Genomic DNA, 21,634 nt, shown 5'->3' with positions numbered 1-21,634 from the left:
ATAAGGCCTCGTTCAGGGTGATATCAGTATTCTGTAATAGGAAAACAACATGACACAAATCACAAGCTTTATCACCCAATTCTCTTGGTAATTGTAGAAATAGGCAATAACCGAACAGGAATGTGCATTGAATGCCTGTGGTCAGATGCTGATAATAGTCCCCATCAATCATACTGAATGTTCAGTATCCACCTCCCGTAAGCTTTAGCCGGGATCCCCTATCAAGGCGTTGAACTGGATAAATACCCTATGCAAAATTTCACACTTCATACTCCGACCAAAATTCTGTTTGGTGAAGGCAAGATTGCCGAGATAGGCAAAGAAATTCCTGCTGATGCGTGCATCCTTATCACTTACGGCGGCGGAAGCATCAAACGCAATGGCGTTCTGGATCAGGTTTATCAAGCGCTGGAAGGCCGTAATGTGCGCGAATTCGCAGGCATTGAACCGAACCCATCGTACGAAACGCTAATGAAAGCTGTCGAACTGGTACGTACCGAAAACATTGATTTTCTGCTCGCCGTTGGCGGTGGCTCCGTGGCGGATGGCATCAAGTTTATCGCAGCTGCCACACACTATGAAGCCGTGTAGGATCCCTGGCATATTCTGGAAACCACCGGTGCACATGTCACGAACGCCGTGAAAATGGCCTGTGTGCTGACCCTGCCAGCGACCGGTTCTGAATCTAACAATGGTGCCGTTATCAGCCGCAAAACTACCGGTGATAAACTGCCCTTCTTTTCCCCCTACACCTTCCCACTTTTTGCCGTGCTCGATCCGGTCGTCACCTACAGTTTGCCGCCACGTCAGGTTGCCAACGGGGTTGTCGATGCGTTTGTGCATACGGTTGAACAGTATCTGACCTATCCGGTTGATGCCAAAGTGCAGGATCGCTTTTCCGAAGGCTTGCTGTTAACGCTGATTGAAGAAGGCCCGCGCGCGCTGACTGAACCAGAAAACTACAAGGTTCGGGCCAACGTGATGTGGAGTGCCACCATGGCACTGAATGGCCTGATTGGTGCCGGCGTGCCACAGGATTGGGCTACCCACATGCTGGGTCATGAACTGACAGCATTGCATGGCCTTGACCATGCTCAAACGCTGGCCATTGTGCTGCCTTCCATGCTGCAAGCCAAAAAAGCGCAAAAGCGCGCCAAACTGCTGCAATATGCAGAGCGCGTGTGGAATTTGCGTGAAGGTAGCGAAGAGCAACGGATTGATGGCGCTATCGCCGCCACGCGTGCGTTCTTCGAGAAAATGGGCGTGCCGACCCACATGGCGGATTATCAGTTAGATGGCAGCACCATTCCAAAGCTGGTTGCCAAACTGAAAGAGCACGGTATGACAGCGCTCGGCGAACACGGTGATATTACGCCGGAAGTAAGCCGGAAGATCTACGAAGCGGCTCGCTAAGCGCCGCCCCTCATTGCTGTGTCTGCAAAGGGAGCCATTGGCTCCCTTTGTCAATCACCCGTATCAGGCCAGCACAGCCAAATCTGCCGCATTAAACCCGCGCAACGCTTCCGTCTGACCGGAATGCACTTTCGCAGCCCAGTCAGCATCAGAGAGCAGAACACGTCCTACCGCAATCAGATCGAACTCATCCCGCTCCATGCGCGAGTAAAGATTATCCAGCGCCGCAGTACCGGAACCTTCACCGCCGAAGGCAGCAAAGAAATCAGAGGTTAACCCCACCGATCCGACGCTGATAGTGGCCGCACCGGTCAGTTTCTTCGCCCAACCCGCAAAATTCAGCCCTTGCTCACCATCAATTTCCGGGAACTCCGGCTCCCAGAAACGGCGTTGAGAACAGTGCAGAATATCGACACCAGCCTCTACCAACGGTGCCAGCCACTCCGTCATTTCTTGCGGTGATGTGGCGAGACGCGCTTTATAGTCCTGCTGTTTCCACTGACTGACACGCAGGATAAGCAGGATAGGCGGGAAATCAGGACCAACGGCAGCGCGAACGGCACGCACAATGTCAGCCGCAAAGCGAGAGCGCTCATGGATAGTCGCCCCACCGAAAGCATCGGTGCGCTTATTGGTTCCCGGCCAGAAGAACTGGTCAATCAGATAACCGTGCGCGCCGTGCAACTCGAGCGTGTCAAAACCGAGCCGTTTGGCATCCGCCGCCGCTTGCGCAAACGCCGCTACCGTGTCAGCGATATCCTCTTCTGTCATCGCCACGCCGCGGGGATCATCGGGCCCAACCAACCCTGACGGGCTTTCCACTGGCGCATCCGGCGCCCATTCACCTGCCCGCATCGAGCCGGTATGCCAAATCTGTGGGCCAATCTTGCCACCCGCCGCATGGACAGCCTCAGCCACCCCCTTACACCCAGCCAGTGCTGCCTCACCGTGAAAGAAAGGAATACCCGCCATATTGCGCGAGTCAGGACGGTTCACCACTGTGCCTTCCGTCAGGATCAACCCTACGTTGCCCTGCACACGACGACGATAATATTCCGCATTGGCCGAGCCAGGGATACCCTCTTTCGCCATACCGAGCGTCATCGGCGCCATCACAATTCGATTGGGCAATTGCAACCCTTTCAGCGCAAAGGGAGTGAACAAAATATTGTCGGACATGGACCTTTCCTTTTTAACGATTAACGTTCACGAAGTCATTCAAACACAGTCAGTCGACAAAACAGGTCGTATCAAACACATCGGTGCGGCGGCTCGCTGGCACTTACGCCATCCTCATCGAGGCAATCAATGCACTCTTCAAGCAACTGATGCAACGTAGCCACTCGTTCAGCACCGAGTTGTGTCACGATCGCCACCTGAGCCTCCTGCCACACGCGCTGCGCTTCTGCCTGTTTCTCTCGCCCAGCGGCTGTAACTTCAACGCGGCGACTGCGCGCGTCATTTCCTGCACAAATTTTCAGCCATCCCTGCGCAACCAGCGGCTGCATATTGCGCGTTAGCGTAGAGGCATCCATTTGCATGTGTCGGGCCAGATCGACTGGCCTAACCGGCTCCAGGCTCACGGCTTACGACAACAACGCGTACTGGGTATTTTTCAACCCACATGTCGCCACGTAGTGGTCGTAATGTCGCGTCACCATCCGCGTAAGCTGGCGCAACTTGAGGTTGGTACAGCCCTGTGTCTTGTCTGTGTTTTTCATGTCGTTAATTGTATATGCAATGTTTTTTTGTGAGAAACGATCGCAATGCGGGTACGTTATCTCATCCATGCTACACGCGTTTGGCGATCATTTTTGGTTTCAATGTCGCCAGATTAGCGATAAACAAATGTTTTTTATATATATTATTAGTTAGCGTGAACCGACTGTTATCAACTTTATTGCTGGCAACGCTCGCCGCTTACGCGCACGCAGCGCCTGCCGCCACGGATGTCACCATGACAACACAATCCCCGCAAGACACGGATGCCGGGTTGGCGAACAAGCATCCCAGCGAACTCCATCTGCATGCCAAACGCCTGTTTGAAACCGGCCATAAAGATGACGCGGTAACCTGGTTTTATATCGGCCAGTTGCGCTGGCGCTATCACTTGCTGGTGCATCCAGAGCTGCCGCCAGACGGTGAACCTGCGGCGATGGATGCACTGAATGCGACGCTGGGACAAGCAATTAATGAGTGGGCGGGCGGCTCTCCCGAAGCCTGGCATGCTGCCATCGGCAAAGCGCTGGCATGAGATGCTGCACACCCGAACCCTACCACCCCGAAAGAGAAATATGCCGCCCAATGGCAACAGGTACGTGCCGGGCTAATGCAACTTGACGGTTATATCCGCGATCATGAAAGCCAGATCCGAACGGAACGCCAAGCGCGCGGTTTGGAAAACCGCTAAACAGACCTCTTCGGGTTCAACGCACAGAAAACCACACAAAACGTACTCAGGCCGTGTTTTCCAGACAGAAACACGGCCTTTTTTCACCCGCATATCAACGTATCGCTCATAATCGCATCAGTCGATTACCGAAGGCCATCAGGGTTCTTCAGTTAGAGCGGCTACAGGGCGCAGCGTTAAATCACGACTGTGCAGTTGCGCAATAAAAGAAAGAAAATGAGGGAAAATGACAAAATCGTTAGTTTTTTTGCGCAACCACAAGAAAACGGGGTATCTTAGCAGCGTAATTATCTTGTTTCCCCATGCGTTATAACTATAATACGAAACGTTGTTTCATTGAATGGTTTCAGCAAATCGACGTGCCGAAAATACTACGATTAGACACTGTTACTGCAAACATAACTGCCAGAAACGCGCTGAGCATCAAGAGGCACGTTTTACAGGTGGCAAGCGACACGGTTGCAGCACATCCCCGCACTCGGCTTACCTCCGGTGGTAATAGGCCACGTCCATCATCTTTCATTCATCGTTACCCGCTACACTTACTATTCGCTCTGGACTTGCAAACACATTCGCTTCGTCGGCCCGCTACCCGCTACCCGCGAACTCATGATTTTTTTATCCATCACAACTTGTAGAAAACACTCGTATGAAAAAGACAAAAATCGTTTGTACTATCGGTCCGAAAACCGAATCAGAGGAAATGCTGACCAACATGCTGAACGCGGGCATGAATGTGATGCGTCTTAACTTCTCACACGGGGATTATGTTGAGCACGGGCAGCGCATCAAAAACATGCGAGCGGTCATCGAGAAGACAGGTAAACAAGCTGCCATTCTGCTGGATACCAAAGGGCCAGAAATCCGTACCATGAAACTGGAAAACGGTGCGGACGTGAGCCTGGTTGCAGGCCAGACCTTTACCTTTACCACTGACCAAACGGTTATCGGCAACAAAGATCGCGTTGCGGTCACCTACGAAGGTTTTGCAACTGACCTGGCCGTCGGCAACACCGTATTGGTGGATGATGGTCTGATCGGCATGGAAGTGACTGCCATCAACAACGGCGAAGTGGTTTGTAAAGTACTGAATAACGGCGACCTGGGCGAGAAAAAAGGTGTGAACCCGCTGGGCGTGTCCATTCAGTTGCCTGCACTGGCTGAAAAAGACAAAAGCGACCTGATCTTTGGTTTCGAGCAAGGCGTTGACTTCGTTGCTGCCTCTTTCATCCGTAAGCGTTCTGACGTTGAAGAGATCCGCGCCCACCTGAAAGCGCACGGTGGCGAAAATATCCAGATCATCTCTAAAATCGAAAACCAGGAAGGTCTGAACAACTTTGATGACATTCTGGAAGCCTCTGACGGCATCATGGTTGCCCGTGGCGATCTCGGTGTGGAAATTCCGGTTGAAGAAGTGATCTTCGCGCAGAAGATGATGATCAAGAAATGCAACAAAGCGCGTAAAGTGGTTATCACTGCCACCCAGATGCTGGATTCCATGATCAAGAACCCGCGCCCGACCCGCGCAGAAGCTGGCGACGTTGCCAACGCCATCATCGATGGCACCGATGCGGTAATGCTGTCTGGCGAAAGTGCTAAAGGGAAATACCCGTTGGAAGCGGTGACCATCATGGCCACCATCTGCCAACGTACTGACGTGGTAATGAACGCGCGTCTGGATGCACAGCAAGACTCGACCAAAATGCGTATCACTGAAGCGGTATGCCGCGGCGCAGTAGAAACCGCAGAAAAACTGGATGCACCGCTGATCGTGGTTGCGACCAGCGGCGGTAAGTCTGCGAAATCCATCCGTAAATACTTCCCGCACGCGCGCATTCTGGCGCTGACCACCAATGCCATCACTGCCCGCCAATTACTGCTGAGCAAAGGCGTTGACACGCTGCTGGTGAACGAAATCGCCTCTACCGATGATTTCTACCGTATCGGTAAAGAAGCCGCACTGAAAAGCGGCTATGCGCAACCGGGAGACGTGGTTGTGATGGTTTCTGGCGCACTGGTTTCCAGTGGCACCACTAACACGGCATCTGTACACCGTCTGTGATCGTTGCCGTTGGCCGTCAGTCGTTAAATGATCGGCCGCGGATAAATGTTCGATAGTAAAAAAGCGCCGTAAATGGCGCTTTTTTATATTTTTATGTTATCAATCGACTACACTCAAAAAATAAGTCCTATTTCATACCACCTATTTCCGCAGAATATATCCCCGATTGGCATCAGAAAATAACGCTGTTTTCACTCCTTTTTTAACTACTATGTAAAACTCGCTGCTTCTTTGAGCGAACGATCAAAATTAAGCATGTTCTCACCAAAAATTTATTCTCATTAGAAAAAGCTTTGTGTAATACTTATAATGCTACATGGAGATTAACTCAATCTAGAGGGTATTAAGAATGAATCGTACTAAACTGGTACTGGGCGCGGTAATCCTGGGTTCTACTCTGCTGGCAGGCTGCTCCAGCAACGCTAAAATTGACCAACTGTCTTCTGATGTTCAGACTCTGAATGCTAAAGTTGCTCAACTGAGCAACGACGTGAACGCAATCCGCGCTGATGTACAGGCTGCTAAAGATGACGCAGCTCGTGCTAACCAGCGTCTGGACAACCAAGTTCGTACTTACAAAAAGTAAGAATTGGTTAAGTAGTGAAAATGGCGCACAATGTGCGCCATTTTTTTGCCTGTCGTTTTTTTCAACGCCTTCCGTTGGTACATCCCAGCCTTGCTGACTGATGCTGAGAACAGCATTGCAATAAGCTGCCACTGCACGAAAAAACCCCGGCATACACCGGGGAGGGTCATTCGTTCGCGCTCAATGGCTCCAGAACACGTCTAACCGTCAAATCACTGTGATAGCTGATTGAGGAGATAGGCGCAGCCTGATGCGTCTCAGGCGCCGTTATCACAGGTTCCTGAAAGTGCTCGACACTTTGCCCTGCGCTGACCAGAATCGGCATTCCGGAGCGACGCACAATCGCATCAGCCACCATTTGGCTGTCAGTTTCCGCAGCGTGAATAAAGCTCTGGATCTGTTTGTTGAGTGGGAGCGCCATGGTCTGCGGATCATCCTTCGGCGATTTAGACAGCGGTTGGTGCACTTCGATGTAGCGTTTGCCGTCTGGTTCCAAGGAAGTTTTCACCGCATCATTAATAATTTGCACCCGGGTGCCGACCGGTACGTTATTAAACAGCCATTCAATGTCATCGGCACGCAGGCGGATGCAGCCGGAGCTGACGCGCATGCCAATACCGAAGTTGGCGTTAGTACCGTGCAGCAGATAGACACCGCCATGAGCCGCCAGACGCAAGGCATGCAGCCCCATCGGATTATCCGGCCCAGCGGGCACAACGGCCGGCAGCTTGATGCCCTCTTCTTCCAGATAACGTTTACGGATGTTGGCCGTCGGTGTCCAGGTCGGGTTTGCACGCTTTTCGCTGACCGATGTCACCATCGACGGCGTATTGCGCCCCTGCTGACCGATGCCAATCGGGAAAACGAACACGGTGTTCTTGCCGTTCGGGAAATAGTAGAGGCGCAGCTCAGCCAGGTTTACTACGATGCCCTCACGCGGAGTATCCGGCAACAGCATCTGCGTCGGGACGGTCAGCGTTGAGCCCGGCGTTGGCAAATACGGATCGGTGCCGGGATTGGCTTCCAGCATATTCAATAAGCCGATTTTAAAATCAGATGCAATGGCCTCCAGCGGCCGCCCATCATGCGGCACGGGATAGGCAATGTTCTCACCAATCAGTCGGCTGCCCGCCGGTGGCAGAGGATACTCTGTGGCAGTCGCTGCCGTGCTTCCCGCCAGGTAGGTCGCCAGTACCATACCTAAAAATGTAAACATACGCTTCATACGAAAATCTCTACAGGTTGACGTTATTATTCGTTTGTCATTGATATCAGCCGGGGCCGTGATACGGCCACTTCCGTCGGATTCTGCAAGTGTAGCATGTCCAAAATACCTACAGGTTTTATTTGCTAATCAATGCATTAATATGCAGTTCTTGACAAAGCACCACGACAGAATAAAAGGGGCTAGAGGTAATAACCAGTGGGGTAATCTGAAAAACCAGGCAGTTGGCGTGTAAATGCCGCGCTTCGGTGTGCCAGCCCATAGCAAACGGGCTGGCTTTTAGCATCAGACCAGCGCAGACGCTTTGGCGCGAATAGCGCGCAGCATCGCTTCCAGCCCCTGCGAGCGAGAGGGTGTCAAATGTTGACTCAGCGCCAGTTCTTCAAAGAAAGGCCGCACATCAAAGCGCCAATACTTGCTGTGCCGTCAACGATTGATACAAGCTGAAAACCACGGCAACCAGTCCCTTGACGATGGCAGCATCGCTGTCCCCGCTAAAAACCAGACGCCCCTGCTGGTCGCGCGTCATTACGATCCACACCTGGCTCTGGCAGCCGGCAATCAGGTTTTCGGGCTGACGCCATGCCTCTGGCAGCGGCGCCAAACGGCCACCAAGTTCAATGATATACAGATACTTCTCTTCCCAATTGTTGCACCGGGAAAAATTCCGCAACAATTTTTCTGGCTCTGGCAAACTTGCCATCAATTCCTCCCAACAGGCTGATACGCACGCCTGCACCATTGCCGCATGGCGAAAACGCCAGGACAAAAAAGCAATGGGAAATGCAGGCGCGCATGGAGGCTTATCAGCCTCTCAGCAAACGATGAATACGCTGTAGCCCGGCAAACAGCCGGTCTATTTCTTCACGGGTAGTATAAACCGCTAACGAGGCGCGGCACATACTGGGTACGCCGTAATGCGCCATCAACGGCATGGCACAGTGATGGCCGGTGCGAATGGCAATGCCGTACTGGTCAAGAAAACTGCCGACATCATAGGCATGATGCTTACCGAGGTTAAAGGCAATCACCCCTTTTCGCTCAGCCGGGCCATAGAAGATAATATCCAGTACCGAACTCAATGCATCCAGTGCGTAGTGCATCAACGCCGTTTCGTAATCATGGATAGCATCCAGCCCGATGGCGCTCACATAATCCAGAGCGGCACCCAGCCCCATGATTCCCCCCGTGTTGGGCGATCCCGCTTCAAAGCGCCAGGGTACATCCGCATAGAGAGTGCCTTGCGTCAGGCTGACATCACGGATCATCGCACTCGCCCCCTCTTCCCACGGCGGCATAGCGTTGAGCAACGCATGCTTGGCGTACAGTACGCCAATACCTGAAGGGCCATAAATCTTGTGGCCGGAGAAAGCGTAAAAATCACAATCCAGCGCGCGCACGTCCACACGCTAATGCATCACGGCCTGCGCACCGTCGACCAGCACCGCGCAGCCCACCGCGCGCGCAACTCAACGCCCTGCCGTTCCGCCAGCATTTGCCAGGGAACGATATTGGCATGGTGCTCCATTTCGGTGATCAGAATATTGTCACCGGCTTCAATAAAAGCGCTGCCGTAGCTGTTGGCAACCAGATTGATCGCCTCTGTGGTGCCGCGCACGAAGACGATCTCTTCTGCCGAGGTCGCATTGATATAGCGAGCAACTTGCTCACGTACCGATTCCATAGCGCTGGTGGCGTTGGCACTCAGCGTATGAATACCGCGGTGCACTGTGGCATATTCATGGCTGTAAAACGCCATTTCACGGTCAATCACCGCACGTGGTTTCTGCGCACTGGGCGCATCTGCCGCGCATGAGGCGTCAAACAACTCCTGCCACTGCCGTAGCGTTTTGGCCTGTTTTTCAGCCAGCGTGTTACTGTTGGTCGGTAAGCCAGCCATAGCCTTGCTCCTCCAACTGTTTCACCAGTGAAAAATCGCCAGATTTTACAATGCGACCTTGATAGAGCACATGCACATAATCGGGTTGGATATAATCCAGAATACGCTGGTAGTGAGTGACGATAATAAAGGCGCGCTGTTGGTTACGCAGGGCATTGACCCCGTTGGCAACAATCTTCAACGCATCGATATCCAGCCCGGAGTCAGTTTCATCCAGAATACAGAGTTCCGGCTCCAGCGCCGCCATTTGCAGAATGTCGTTACGTTTTTTCTCGTCGCCGGAAAAACCCACGTTGACCGAACGGGTCAACAAATCTTCCGGCATTTTCAGCAGCTTGATTTTATCTTCGATAAAATCGGCGAAATCAAACCGGTCCAGCGGCTCCTGCTCACGATATTTGCGCACAGCGTTGACGGCCGTTTGCAAAAAAAACTGGTTACTGACGCCGGGGATCTCTACCGGATACTGGAAGGCCATGAAGATACCCTCACCGGCGCGATCTTCCGGATCCAGCTCCAGCAAGTCTTTCCCTTTAAACGCCACCGTGCCGTCGTTCACTTCATAATCTTCACAGCCAGCAAGCGTCGCGGAAAGCGTACTCTTACCAGAACCGTTTGGCCCCATGATGGCGTGAACCTCACCGGGTTTCACCTCAAGATTCAGCCCGTTCAGGATCGCCTCACCTTCAACGCTTACGTGTAACTTCTTAATGCTTAACATAGTTTATCCTTGCGGCGTCGTGCTTAGCGCGCCTGATAACATCAATTCGCGTAGGGTGCAGTCAGATTGACACTCGGCACCCCGCTGCATATTTACTCTGCGGTTGCCCTTAACCGACGCTGTGTTCCAGACTGATAGCCATGAGCTTTTGCGCTTCTACAGCGAATTCCAGCGGCAGCTCGGAGAACACGTCCTTGCAGAATCCGTTCACGATCATCGAAATGGCATCGTCTTCGCTGATACCGCGTTGCAGGCAATAGAACAGTTGATCTTCACCGATGCGCGAGGTTGTCGCCTCATGCTCCAACTGCACGCTGTTGTTGCGCACTTCCACATAGGGAAAGGTATGCGCGCCGCAGTCACTGCCAATCAGCATTGAATCGCACTGAGTGAAATTGCGCGCATTGGTCTCGCTCGGCATAATTTTCACCAGGCCGCGATAGGTGTTTTCGCTGTGTCCGGCTGATATCCCTTTGAAGATAATGGTAGAGCGGGTGTTCTTGCCGATATGGATCATCTTGGTACCGGTATCCGCCTGCTGATGGCCACTGGTCAGCGCGACAGAGAAGAATTCACCTACCGAATTATCACCACGCATCACGCTCGGGTATTTCCAAGTGATGGCAGAGCCGGTTTCAGACTGTGTCCAGGACATCTTTGAATGCTCTCCGGCATAAAGCGCGCGCTTGGTGACGAAGTTGAGAATACCGCCCTTGGCATCCTGACCGGAGAACCAGTTCTGCACCGTGGAGTATTTGACCTCTGCGTTCTTGTTGACGATCACTTCCACCACTGCGGCGTGGAGCTGGTAGCTGTCGCGTACTGGCGCCGAGCACCCTTCGATATAGCTGACATAACTATCGTCATCGGCAATCAGGATGGTGCGCTCGAACTGCCCGGTTTTCGCCGCATTGATACGAAAATAGGTGGAGAGCTCCATTGGGCAACGCACGCCTTTCGGCACGTAGACAAAGGTGCCGTCAGAGGCAACCGCTGCATTGAGCGCGGCAAAAAAGTTATCGTTAGCTAGCACTACCGTACCGAGATATTGGCGTACCAGTTCAGGATGCTCCTGAATCGCCTCACTGAACGAGCAGAAAATAATCCCCTGCTGCGCCAGCTCTTCGCGGTAGGTGGTCGCAACCGACACGGAGTCAAAAATCGCATCCACGGCCACGGCTTGCCCTTCACGCACCGGCACACCCAGTTGATTAAAGGCGTTCTCGACCTCTGCGGTCAGGTAGCTGTTCACAACAGCAATGCCGGACTGCTGCCTAGCGCCAGGTTCAGAGCCGCAGGTGTCATCACAATGACCGCAAGACGGCGCCGAGTAATAGCTGTAATCCTGATAGTCCAGCTTGTCGTAATGGGCTTTTAACCAATGCGGCTCCTCCATCTCCAGCCAGGCGCGGTAGGCGTTAAGACGGAATTCCAACATCCATTCAGGTTCATTGCGTTTGGCTGAGATTGCCCGCACCACATCTTCGTTGATGCCTCGTCCCAGTTGGTCAGTGGCCAGCTCGGTGAAAAAGCCCTCTTTATAACGGCCCTCGCCCATCCAGATTTGCACATCTTCAGGTATATCTACATTGCTACGCGCCATATCATTCATCACTCAATGCCAAAGCTCTCGCCACACCCACAGGCATGCTGCGCTTTGGGATTATTAAATTTGAAAATCTGGTTCAAGCCTTCACGCACATAATCCAGTTCGGTGCCGTCGATAAAAGGCATTACCTTTAACGGTACGTACAGGTGTGCGCCATCGCGCTCGAACACCAGGTCGCCAGCATCCGGTGCGTTGACCAGGTCCAGCACATAGATAGCCAAACCCTGCGCATCCTGATTGCTTGACGCTCAAACGTAACCCTTTCACCGTTTCATCAGACTGGACAAGACGGTGAATCTGTTGAGCGGCGCTGGCCGTCAGCGTCAACCCTTGCCAGGTGTTTTCATCCAGTGAAAATGTTTCTACCTTTCCCGTTTGCATCCGCCATACCTCGTTTCAGAAAAGCTTTGTCTGAGCCTAATGTTAGTGATAATGATTATTGCTTCAACCTATTGTTTCGCAGGGGTATTTGTAACATTTCACCGTCGCGCTAAAAAACTCGGTTTTTTTCTGCCTGACAGCGCAGGTAACGGTGGCTGATAAAAAAATAACTTCTTGATCTGAAATAAATAATTTACCATGACGTGACAGGCATATGAATTAATACAAACATGTTGTTATCATAATTATAACATTCATAGACGATACCTATTTTTAAAACAGGAAAAATCGTGACCGATTTTATTGTTTGATAGCGCAATTATTGACCAGAAAAAGCCCTATCGAGGTGCGCGATTTTTTTTTCACAAGGAAACGGCAGTGAGTTGATCCCGACGAACATTACAAATATGATAATGATTATCATTAATATCCATGGTGATCCCTATGCAATCCGTGAATGCCTGGCTACAGCATCAGATTGACGAGTACAAATTCTTAATCCGGGATGTCACTGTGGATTTCTACATGGCAGAAGCGCGGTTAAATCGGCAGGAAAGCCATATCGACCATCTGTGCCGCTACCATAATGCCTGCATGGAAATGATCGATCTGTGCCGTAAAAATGGCGATGACGAGAGCTATTTACACGCGCTAGTCAAATTGCATAACCGATTGATTAAATAGATTAATAATGAAGGGCGTTGTCACCTTTTTCGTGTGCAGAGCTACTACTTCGCCCGCAACACGCTAAAGCTGATTTGCCACCAGCTCAGCCTTGAAGGCAATTGGGATAAAGCCACCACCTTTCAGACTGATTTTGTGCGGCGCGTTCCCTTTTACCTTGATTGACGGGATAATGAAAATGCGCGCTAAGCGACGCGCATTTTACAGTTACAGCGAGATTAGGGTGTCACCACTGCCGTGGTGAGACGAGAAGTGCAACACAAACGGTTGTTTTCGTCGTAGATGTCGATTTGCCATACTTGATTGCGGCGCCCCACATGCAATGCGCGGCATACACCACGCACTTCGCCTGACGTCACCGCCCGCAAATGGTTAGCGTTAATCTCCATCCCCACCACGCGTTGTTCCCCTTCGGCACACAGGTATCTTCCGCAAAGGGAATCAGCTTGGCTTGCCCTTTACTGTTGCCGAGCAACCCTACCGTTTTTTTGCGCATGGCGTAAATGCGTTCGACGCCAGCAAGGTCATGGCAAATCTGATAGCCGATCACCCCTGCTTCATGGGCAGCCAGCAGGCCATCGATGCGTTCGCATAAGGCACGCACTTGCCCATCGATCAGTGCTTCATCATCCCCGGCAAATTCAACGATGTTCAGCCCTAGAATGTCCTGACCGGGCACATCCTGAATCAGCTCGCTCACGGAATGCCAGACGATATCTTCTCGCGCCAGATTCAACACGCGAGAATCGACGGTTTCCACCGAGAGCGCGTTGGCTTCCACCATAAAAGGCGCGCTGCGCAGCGCTGAATCGAAGGAGTCAAACTTGACGTTGACCAGACGTCTAACCTTCGGCAAGCGCGTGATATCCAGTTTGGCCTCGGTGATAAAGGCCAGCGTGCCCTCAGCGCCGGTCAGGATGCGCGTCAGGTCAAACGTTTGCATATCGTCGCTGAACACATGGCGCAGATCGTATCCCGTCAGGAAACGGTTCAGTTTAGGGAACTTGTCGAGGATCAACGCTCGCTGGTCGCGGCAACGTTCAAAAACGGTACGGTATACGCGGCCAATCGGCGACGATTCCTGCACCAACTGCTGCGCCAATGCCACAGGCATCGCCTGGGTATCCAGCATTTCCCCGCCCAGCAGCACAGCGCGCACACCGAGAACGTGGTCTGAAGTTTTACCGTATACCAGTGAGCCCTGCCCTGAGGCATCGGTGTTGATCATACCGCCAAGGGTGGCGCGGTTACTGGTAGACAGTTCCGGCGCAAAGAAATAGCCGTAATGATTAAGGTATTGGTTAAGCTGATCTTTAATTACACCGGCTTCAATGCGAGCCCACCCTTCCTCGGGATTGATTTCCAAAATCCGGTTCATGTAGCGGGACATATCCACCACAATGCCCTGGTTCAGCGCTTGCCCGTTGGTGCCCGTGCCGCGGCCGCGCGGGGTAAAGGTCAGCTCGCGGTAGGGCTCCTGCGCTGACAACTGGGCCAGCAGAACGCCACATCCGCCGTCGAGTGGGGAAATACCACCGCATCAGGCAACAGCTGGTAGATGCTGTTGTCGGTCGACATCGTTAAACGATCGGCATAACTGGTGGCGGTATCGCCGGTAAAGCCACGTTGCTTCAAAGCATCCAAAAAATTAAGCACCGGCTGAGCCAGCCCGGGTGCATGAGAGATCTTTGGGATCATTATGTGTTGACCCTGTCTGTCGACTAAAAAATGATTAGCGTGTTGTGAGTGTTGTTTGTTGTAAAAATCATTGTGCGAATTCACAGTTTTACATTTTATCACATTTCGGGGCTCTGTGCGCCGCCAGACCAAGAAAAACTTTCTGCATATCGTCGCTGCATGATTTGTGGAGCCCTGTCCGTGAATGCGTTAACAAAATACCTCTTACGCTATCAAAAACGTGAGAAATACCCCATGATAAGTTATCCTCGCCGGATGACCCGAGCGATCGCAGGTAATTTGTTCAACGTTGGGTCTATATACAGAGGTATTGTCCATTGACGAAGTCATCATCGCCCAAACCGCTGGCCGCGCACTCTCCACTGTCGACAACGATGCCGAAGAGCGCACGCCAGCAGCGTTTTGATTTGCCCCGAATCCTCTTTAGTCTGATGTTTATCACTATCATGATCATCGCCTGTTTCTGGGTGGTGCAACCTTTTATCCTGGGCTTCGCCTGGGCCAGCATGGTCGTGATTGCCACCTGGCCCTTGATGCTGAAAATGCAGAAATTGCTGTGGGGCAAACGTTCATTGGCTGTGACTGGCATGACGTTGCTGCTTTGCCTGCTGTTTGTGATGCCGATTTCTATTCTGGTCAGCACGGTGATGGATAACACCTCCGCCATTGTCAGTTGGGCTTCTGGGCAGGAAAAGCTGACGCCACCGCGCATGGAGTGGCTGACATCCCTTCCCTTTGTCGGCAACAGGCTGTTTTCCAGTTGGCACAGTTTGCTGCAAAGTGGCGGCAGCGGCGTTTTCGCCAAAGTGCAACCTTACATTGGGCAAACGGCGACCTGGCTATTATCGCAAGCGGCTCACATCGGGCGATTCCTGATGCACTGCGGACTGATGCTAATCTTCAGCGCCCTGCTCTACTATAAAGGTGAAGCGGTCGCTCAAGGCGTGCGCCACTTTGCGCTTCGTCTGGGGCGTGAGCGCGGCGATGCGGCGGTGATCCTGGCTGCGCAGTCTATTCGTGCGGTAGCGCTGGGCGTGGTGGTGACGGCTATCGTGCAATCGGTGCTCGGCGGTATCGGCCTTGCCGTCTCCGGCATCCCATACCCGACGCTGCTCACTGTCGTGATGTTTCTGTTCTGTCTGGCGCAGTTGGGGCCACTTTTGGTACTGATCCCCGCGATAATCTGGCTCTATTGGAGCGGTGATACCACCTGGGGCACTAGTCTACTGGTGTGGAGCTGTGTCGTCGGGACGCTGGATAATGTGATCCGTCCCATGTTGATTCGCATGGGGGCCGATTTGCCCATGCTGCTGATCCTGTGTGGAGTCATTGGAGGCCTGCTGGCATTTGGCATGATTGGCCTGTTTATCGGCCCGGTCGTGCTTGCTGTCTCTTATCGCTTGCTCTCCGCCTGGATGAAGGAAACGCCACTGCCGGAAATCGTTGCGGGTACATCACCACCACCGACCGACAGCACGACAAATGCACAATAAATAGGTTGCCGCAGCGCGAGACAGACTGCGTTGCGGCAAATTTATCAAGCATTGATTAATAATATTAATGATTGTCTCATAGAGGACACGGATTATTCTGATAATCTCATGATCACCCCCGCATTACATCAAATAGTTTGACACTTCGTATCTCTTCGTAACACGTACATTAAAAAAACGTTAACCATTAGGATGATTCTTAATGACTTAATGCCTCACAGCTTCTAGCATTATTCATGACACATGACACATGACATATGACATATGACACGATTGTCAACCGTTGTCTTGCTGAACGAACGCTTTTTGTGATGACAACGCGAGTTTGCCAATGAGGTTTCCTCCTCGTCAGAGCTAGTAACGAATTGCTGTGTGTAGTCTTTGCCCATCCCCTAAGATGGGCATTTTTTTTGCCGTTTATCCTGTGCTTTCCCGCTGCTTTTGCTGAGAAATTGCGCCTCATCCTGTTTTTATCAATCTCTGCTTTGCAAGTGCGCATTAATGGATTATCTCTAACGTCTCTTTTTCATCAGGAGTCATTTTCTATGTCACATTCCCCACTGGCACGCAGGGTGTGCCTGATTCTGGTCAGTCTGGCGGTCTACAACACGGCCATTGCCGATACCCGCCCGTTGACCAGCCTGGAAGGCAAAACCATGGGGACCTTTTACAGCGTGAAGATCAGAGGTGAACTGCCTGAAAATAAAGCGCAGCTGCAACAGGAGATCGATGCTTTGCTTGAGCAAGCCAACGATGATATTTCCACTTACCGTGAAGACTCTACGCTGTCACGCTTTAACCGTTATCAAGGCAGCGATCCACAACGAATTCCCGGCGGCATGGCAGACATTATTCTGGCAGCCCAGCGCATTGGTCGGGCAACAGACAACGCGATGGATATCACTGTGGGCCCGTTGGTGAATCTGTGGGGATTCGGGCCACAAAAGCAGCCTGTTACTATTCCCACCCAAGCGCAAATCGATAACGCTCGTCAGAGCGTTGGCTTGCAACACCTCACCCTGATCAGCAACAGCCAGGGAGAGTGGTTGCAAAAAGACCTGCCCTCGCTGTATGTGGATCTCTCAACGTTAGGCGAAGGTTATGGTGCCGACCTGCTAGCACAGTTGTTGATGACACGCAAAGGCATCACCAATTATCTGGTCTCTGTCGGCGGCGCCATTTCAAGTCGCGGCGTTAACGGGCAAGGGGTGCCATGGCGGGTGGCGATACAGAAACCCACCGACCGGGAGAACGCCGTGCAAGCCGCGGTCGATCTGCAAGGCTATTCCATCAGTACGTCAGGCAGCCATCGCAATTACTTCGAGCAGGATGGCAAGCGTTACTCCCACGTGATCGATCCCAGCACGGGGCGGCCTATCAACCACACACTGGTTTCTGCCACCGTGATTGCCAAAACCGCACTTGAGGCAGACGGTTGGGATACCGGATTAATGGTATTGGGAACGGAAAAAGCGCTGAAAGTAGCCGAGCAACACGGGTTGGCCGTTTATCTGATTACCAAAACCGACAACGGATTTGAAGCGGTGATGACGCCACAGTTTAAAGCGTTCTTGCAGCAAGAGACGAAACCGTAGCATCAGGTGCTTTTCCTCAACAACACTCCCCGATGTTGCCGGGGAGTATAAGTATCAGGGAATGATTACTTTTCGGCCAGCGTCAACCAGGTTTGCACCACGGTATCCGGATTGAGCGACAGGCTGTCGATGCCTTGCTCCATCAACCAGATGGCAAAGTCTTCGTGATCGGAGGGACCCTGACCACAAATCCCCACGTATTTCCCTTGCGCCTTGGCCACTTTGATCGCCATCGAAAGTAGCGCTTTCACCGCCTCGTTACGCTCATCAAACAGTTCAGACACCACGCCAGAATCGCGATCCAGGCCCAATGCCAGCTGTGTCATATCGTTGGAGCCAATAGAGAAGCCATCGAAATGCGCCAGAAACTGATCCGCCAGCAGGGCGTTAGAAGGGATCTCACACATCATGATCACCTTGAGGCCATTCTCGCCACGCTTGAGCCCTTGCTGCGCCAACTCCGCCACCACGGCCTCCGCCTGCGCCACAGTGCGCACAAACGGGATCATCACTTCCACGTTGGTCAGCCCCATGTCATTACGCACACGTTTCACTGCCGCGCATTCCAACGCAAAGCACGCTTTGAAATCCGGTGAGACATAGCGTCCGGCACCGCGGAAGCCCAGCATCGGGTTTTCCTCATCCGGCTCATAGCGTTCGCCACCCACCAGATTGGCATATTCGTTGGATTTAAAGTCGGACAGACGCACAATAACGCGCTTCGGCCAGAACGCCGCCGCCAGTGTGGCAATCCCTTCCGTCAGACGCGCAACGTAAAACTCGACCGGATCGTCATAGCCTTGCATCAACCCCTTGATCTCTTTTTGCAGTTCTGGCGTTTGGCTGTCGAACTCCAGCAGCGCGCGCGGGTGCACGCCGATCATACGGTTAATGATAAACTCCAGCCGCGCCAAACCTACGCCATCGTTTGGCAGGCAGGCGAAATCAAATGCCCGATCGGGATTCCCCACGTTCATCATGATTTTCAACGGCAGAGACGGCATTTCGTTGACTTGTGAACTCTTGACCTGAAACTCCAGCAGATCGGCATAGACGTATCCGGTGTCCCCTTCCGCACAAGATACCGTCGCTTTTTCGCCATCATGCAGACGTTCGGTGGCATCACCGCAGCCTACTACCGCAGGAATGCTCAGCTCACGGGCGATAATCGCCGCATGACAGGTGCGACCGCCGCGATTGGTCACGATAGCCGCAGCTTTCTTCATGATCGGCTCCCAATCCGGGTCGGTCAGGTCGGTCACCAGCACATCACCCGCCTGCACCAGATGCATTTCGCTGATATCCTGAATCACTTTCACCGGCCCGGCACCAATGCGATGGCCAATGGCACGGCCTTCCGCCAGCACCTTGTCGCGTTTGATCAATTGATAACGCTCCATCACCTGACCGTTGGAACGCACCGTTTCAGGCCGCGCCTGTACAATATAGAGCTTGCCGGTATGCCCGTCTTTCGCCCATTCGATATCCATCGGGCGACCGTAGTGTTTTTCAATCAGCAACGCCTGATGTGCCAAAGCTTCCACTTCGGTATCCGCCAGGCTGAAACGTACACTCAGTTCTGCGGGCACATCCTCAATACACACCTGTTTGCCGTGATCCTGACTGTCGGCATACACCATGCGGATTTTTTTCGACCCCATGGTACGGCGCACAATGGCCGGTTTACGGTTTTGCAACGTCGGCTTGTGTACGTAGAACTCATCCGGGTTCACCGCCCCTTGCACCACCATTTCCCCGAGGCCGTAGGCGGCAGTGATAAATACCACCTGAGCGAACCCTGATTCCGTATCCAGCGTAAACATCACCCCCGATGCCGCCAGATCCGAACGCACCATACGCTGTACCCCAGTGGAAAGCGCCACGCCGCGATGATCGTAGCCCTGATGCACACGGTAAGAGATGGCGCGATCGTTAAACAGTGAGGCAAACACATGCTTCACCGCCACCATCACCGCATCAATCCCCTGCACATTGAGGAAAGTTTCCTGCTGCCCGACAAAGGAGGCATCCGGCATATCCTCTACCGTCTCGGAAGAGCGCACGGCAAAAGAGGCGTCCTTCTCCCCTTCTGACAGTTGATCGTAAGCCGCACAAATCGCCTGCTCCAGCTCAGGTTGGAACGGCGTGTCGATAATCCACTGGCGAATTTGCGCCCCCGCTTTGGCGAGCTGGTTCACGTCATCGACATCGGTCTGATCCAGCAGTTCATAGATCCGCTGGTTGATACCGCTTTGCGTGAGGAAATCGTTAAACGCCTGCGCCGTTGTCGCAAAACCATTGGGGAACCGATACGCCAAGTTCTGACAAATGGGTGATCATTTCACCCAAAGAGGCATTCTTGCCGCCCACCCGCTCAACGTCATGCATACCGAGCTGGTTATACCAAAGGACATTACGCAAATCAGGGCCGTTATTGAACATCGAAAATAATCCTTTCCGCATACGATTTCGGCCTGCATACCAAAGGGTATGGAGACCATTGGGGATGTGTAAAAGTTTGGTTGGGCAATTGCCTCAACGCCCTGAATGTAGCATAGCGTTTAACAAACCTGGGAAAGGCGAATCGTTCAACCTATGAAATAAAAACGATTTCACTGCCGAATCTTGTTTAACGCTGAAAAAATACAATACTGTAAAATTTTAACTTTTTTATCATGAATATAATGAAATATCGCTTCATTAAAAATATCGTTCAACGCCAATTTTTGAACGAGTTTAGTTACTCTTTTTCGCAGGCAAAAATGCAGGGGTTGATGTGGAAAGAAGCGTCTTTTATATCTCTGATGGCACTGCCATCACTGCCGAAGTGTTAGGCCATGCCGTACTTTCTCAGTTTCCTGTCAACACGGTCAGCTATACGCTGCCGTTTGTGGAAAGTGAAGAACGCGCCAACGCAGTGCGCGATCGTATCAATACGCTCTACCAACAGACGGGAGTGCGTCCTCTGGTGTTTTATTCCATCATCAGTCAGACCGTGCGGGATATTATTAACAGCAGCGACGGTTTTTGTCAGGATATCGTGCAGGCACTGGTTGCGCCACTACAGCAAGAACTCAATATCCCTCCCGCGCCAGAGGCGAACCGCACTCACGGCCTGACGGCCAAAATCTGGGCAAATACGATGCACGCATCGCCGCCATTGACTACACCCTGGCCCATGACGATGGCATTTCGTTACGTAACCTCGATCAGGCGCAGGTCATTTTGCTCGGCGTTTCCCGCTGCAGCAAGACCCCCACCAGCCTGTATCTCGCCATGCAGTTTGGCATTCGCGCTGCCAACTACCCTTTTATCGCTGATGATATGGGCAATCTGCGGCTGCCAGAAGCGCTAAAAACGTTTCAACACAAGCTGTTCGGCCTCACCATTGATGCCGAACGCCTGGCGGCGATTCGTGAAGAGCGGCGCGGCAACAGTCGCTATGCGTCGTTGCGTCAGTGTCGGATGGAACTGAGCGAAGTGGAAGCGCTGTTTCGTCGTCACCAGATTCCTTATCTCAACACGACAAACTACTCTCCGTGGAGGAGATTTCCGCCAAGATCATCGACATATTAGGCATGAGTCGTCTTATGTACTAGTATATTATCATTTTTTAGTAAAAGCGGGTTGAATTGCCCTCTGATTCGGTTATCGTGGGTGTCATGACTTCCCGACACGTCGTCGTAGAGAAGCAACCCATTTGGCAGGAGAAGGGAAAAAACTGACACTCGCTTAGCGCTCTATCATCCCGCCGCCGTCTGACGCGACGCGCAAGCCATTTACCCATGATGCTTTTATCCTCAATGCGATAAAGCGAGTTTGGGCGATGACTTATTCCGATGCGCGTTACCCATTTG

10 protein-coding genes, 1 other RNA gene and 9 pseudogenes are annotated in these 21,634 nt (G+C 52.4%); 9 read left to right on the top strand and 11 right to left on the bottom strand.

The features are described from left to right. The first annotated feature begins 249 nt into the window (after positions 1-249). Positions 250-1,413: pseudogene (gene yqhD, locus ACMZI0_RS13545) on the top strand (alcohol dehydrogenase). Between the two features lie 63 nt (positions 1,414-1,476). Here yqhD and ACMZI0_RS13540 read toward each other — a convergent pair. Both ACMZI0_RS13540 and ACMZI0_RS13535 read right to left on the bottom strand, forming a co-directional pair. Next, positions 1,477-2,592, bottom strand: a complete 1,116-nt coding sequence (locus ACMZI0_RS13540; RefSeq protein WP_415673334.1) for an NADH:flavin oxidoreductase — start codon at positions 2,590-2,592, stop codon at positions 1,477-1,479. 71 nt (positions 2,593-2,663) lie between these two features. Continuing rightward, on the bottom strand, positions 2,664-2,996 hold the full coding sequence (locus ACMZI0_RS13535; protein WP_415673333.1) for a MarR family winged helix-turn-helix transcriptional regulator: 333 nt from the start codon (positions 2,994-2,996) through the stop codon (positions 2,664-2,666). A gap of 374 nt (positions 2,997-3,370) precedes the next feature. On the opposite strand from ACMZI0_RS13535, the gene ACMZI0_RS13530 reads away from it, so the two are divergent. The 3 genes from ACMZI0_RS13530 to ACMZI0_RS13520 all read left to right on the top strand — a co-directional run bounded on the left by ACMZI0_RS13530 (position 3,371) and on the right by ACMZI0_RS13520 (position 6,471). Further along, the gene (locus ACMZI0_RS13530) at positions 3,371-3,667 is read left to right on the top strand and encodes a hypothetical protein (RefSeq protein ID WP_415673332.1); all 297 of its coding nucleotides are present in this window, start codon (positions 3,371-3,373) and stop codon (positions 3,665-3,667) included. 805 nt (positions 3,668-4,472) lie between these two features. Then, on the top strand, positions 4,473-5,885 hold the full coding sequence (gene pykF / locus ACMZI0_RS13525; RefSeq protein ID WP_415673331.1) for a pyruvate kinase PykF: 1,413 nt from the start codon (positions 4,473-4,475) through the stop codon (positions 5,883-5,885). A gap of 349 nt (positions 5,886-6,234) precedes the next feature. Further along, positions 6,235-6,471 carry a major outer membrane lipoprotein gene (locus tag ACMZI0_RS13520; RefSeq protein ID WP_415673330.1) on the top strand — a complete coding sequence of 79 codons (237 nt, stop codon included), beginning with the start codon at positions 6,235-6,237 and terminating at the stop codon, positions 6,469-6,471. A gap of 166 nt (positions 6,472-6,637) precedes the next feature. Here ACMZI0_RS13520 and ACMZI0_RS13515 read toward each other — a convergent pair whose 3' ends face one another. The 6 genes and pseudogenes from ACMZI0_RS13515 to sufA all read right to left on the bottom strand — a co-directional run bounded on the left by ACMZI0_RS13515 (position 6,638) and on the right by sufA (position 12,307). After that, complete coding sequence (locus ACMZI0_RS13515; protein WP_415673329.1) at positions 6,638-7,696, bottom strand: L,D-transpeptidase family protein; 1,059 nt, start codon at positions 7,694-7,696, stop codon at positions 6,638-6,640. Between the two features lie 285 nt (positions 7,697-7,981). After that, positions 7,982-8,399 (bottom strand): annotated as a pseudogene (gene sufE, locus ACMZI0_RS13510) (cysteine desulfuration protein SufE). Positions 8,400-8,502: 103 nt separating this feature from the next. After that, positions 8,503-9,455: pseudogene (locus tag ACMZI0_RS13505) on the bottom strand (aminotransferase class V-fold PLP-dependent enzyme). A gap of 115 nt (positions 9,456-9,570) precedes the next feature. Continuing rightward, a complete protein-coding gene (gene sufC, locus ACMZI0_RS13500; RefSeq protein WP_415673328.1) occupies positions 9,571-10,317 on the bottom strand; it encodes a Fe-S cluster assembly ATPase SufC in 747 nt (248 codons plus the stop codon). Positions 10,318-10,426: 109 nt separating this feature from the next. Next, positions 10,427-11,920: a Fe-S cluster assembly protein SufB gene (sufB, locus tag ACMZI0_RS13495; protein WP_415673327.1), complete on the bottom strand. Its 1,494-nt coding sequence runs from the start codon at positions 11,918-11,920 to the stop codon at positions 10,427-10,429. Positions 11,921-11,928: 8 nt separating this feature from the next. Further along, a pseudogene (gene sufA / locus ACMZI0_RS13490) lies at positions 11,929-12,307 on the bottom strand (Fe-S cluster assembly scaffold SufA). 444 nt (positions 12,308-12,751) lie between these two features. On the opposite strand from sufA, the pseudogene ACMZI0_RS13485 reads away from it, so the two are divergent. Then, positions 12,752-13,156 (top strand): annotated as a pseudogene (locus tag ACMZI0_RS13485) (hypothetical protein). Between the two features lie 53 nt (positions 13,157-13,209). On the opposite strand, the pseudogene ACMZI0_RS13480 reads toward ACMZI0_RS13485, so the two are convergent. Both ACMZI0_RS13480 and ACMZI0_RS13475 read right to left on the bottom strand, forming a co-directional pair. Continuing rightward, positions 13,210-13,416: pseudogene (locus tag ACMZI0_RS13480) on the bottom strand (hotdog fold thioesterase); the annotation flags it as partial. Further along, positions 13,404-14,689: pseudogene (locus tag ACMZI0_RS13475) on the bottom strand (FAD-binding oxidoreductase); the annotation flags it as partial. The pseudogenes ACMZI0_RS13475 and ACMZI0_RS13480, both read right to left, overlap by 13 nt. Before the next feature lie 374 nt (positions 14,690-15,063). Here ACMZI0_RS13475 and ydiK point away from each other — a divergent pair. The 3 genes from ydiK (at position 15,064) to apbE (ending at position 17,777) form a co-directional block, all read left to right on the top strand. Continuing rightward, positions 15,064-16,182 carry an AI-2E family transporter YdiK gene (gene ydiK, locus ACMZI0_RS13470; RefSeq protein WP_415673442.1) on the top strand — a complete coding sequence of 373 codons (1,119 nt, stop codon included), beginning with the start codon at positions 15,064-15,066 and terminating at the stop codon, positions 16,180-16,182. Positions 16,183-16,481: 299 nt separating this feature from the next. Further along, positions 16,482-16,595, top strand: an RNA gene (gene rprA, locus ACMZI0_RS13465) — antisense sRNA RprA. A 132-nt stretch (positions 16,596-16,727) separates the two neighbouring features. Continuing rightward, a complete protein-coding gene (gene apbE, locus ACMZI0_RS13460) occupies positions 16,728-17,777 on the top strand; it encodes an FAD:protein FMN transferase ApbE (RefSeq protein ID WP_415673326.1) in 1,050 nt (349 codons plus the stop codon). 65 nt (positions 17,778-17,842) lie between these two features. Here apbE and ppsA read toward each other — a convergent pair. Then, positions 17,843-20,219 (bottom strand): annotated as a pseudogene (ppsA, locus tag ACMZI0_RS13455) (phosphoenolpyruvate synthase). Positions 20,220-20,553: 334 nt separating this feature from the next. On the opposite strand from ppsA, the pseudogene ACMZI0_RS13450 reads away from it, so the two are divergent. Next, positions 20,554-21,376 (top strand): annotated as a pseudogene (locus ACMZI0_RS13450) (pyruvate, water dikinase regulatory protein). Positions 21,377-21,634: the final 258 nt, after the last annotated feature.

The organism is Symbiopectobacterium sp., from assembly GCF_047692315.1.
Classification (GTDB): Bacteria; Pseudomonadota; Gammaproteobacteria; order Enterobacterales; family Enterobacteriaceae; genus Symbiopectobacterium.
The sequence above is the reverse complement of the archived record's forward strand: the minus strand, read 5'-3'. Positions and strand labels throughout refer to the sequence as shown.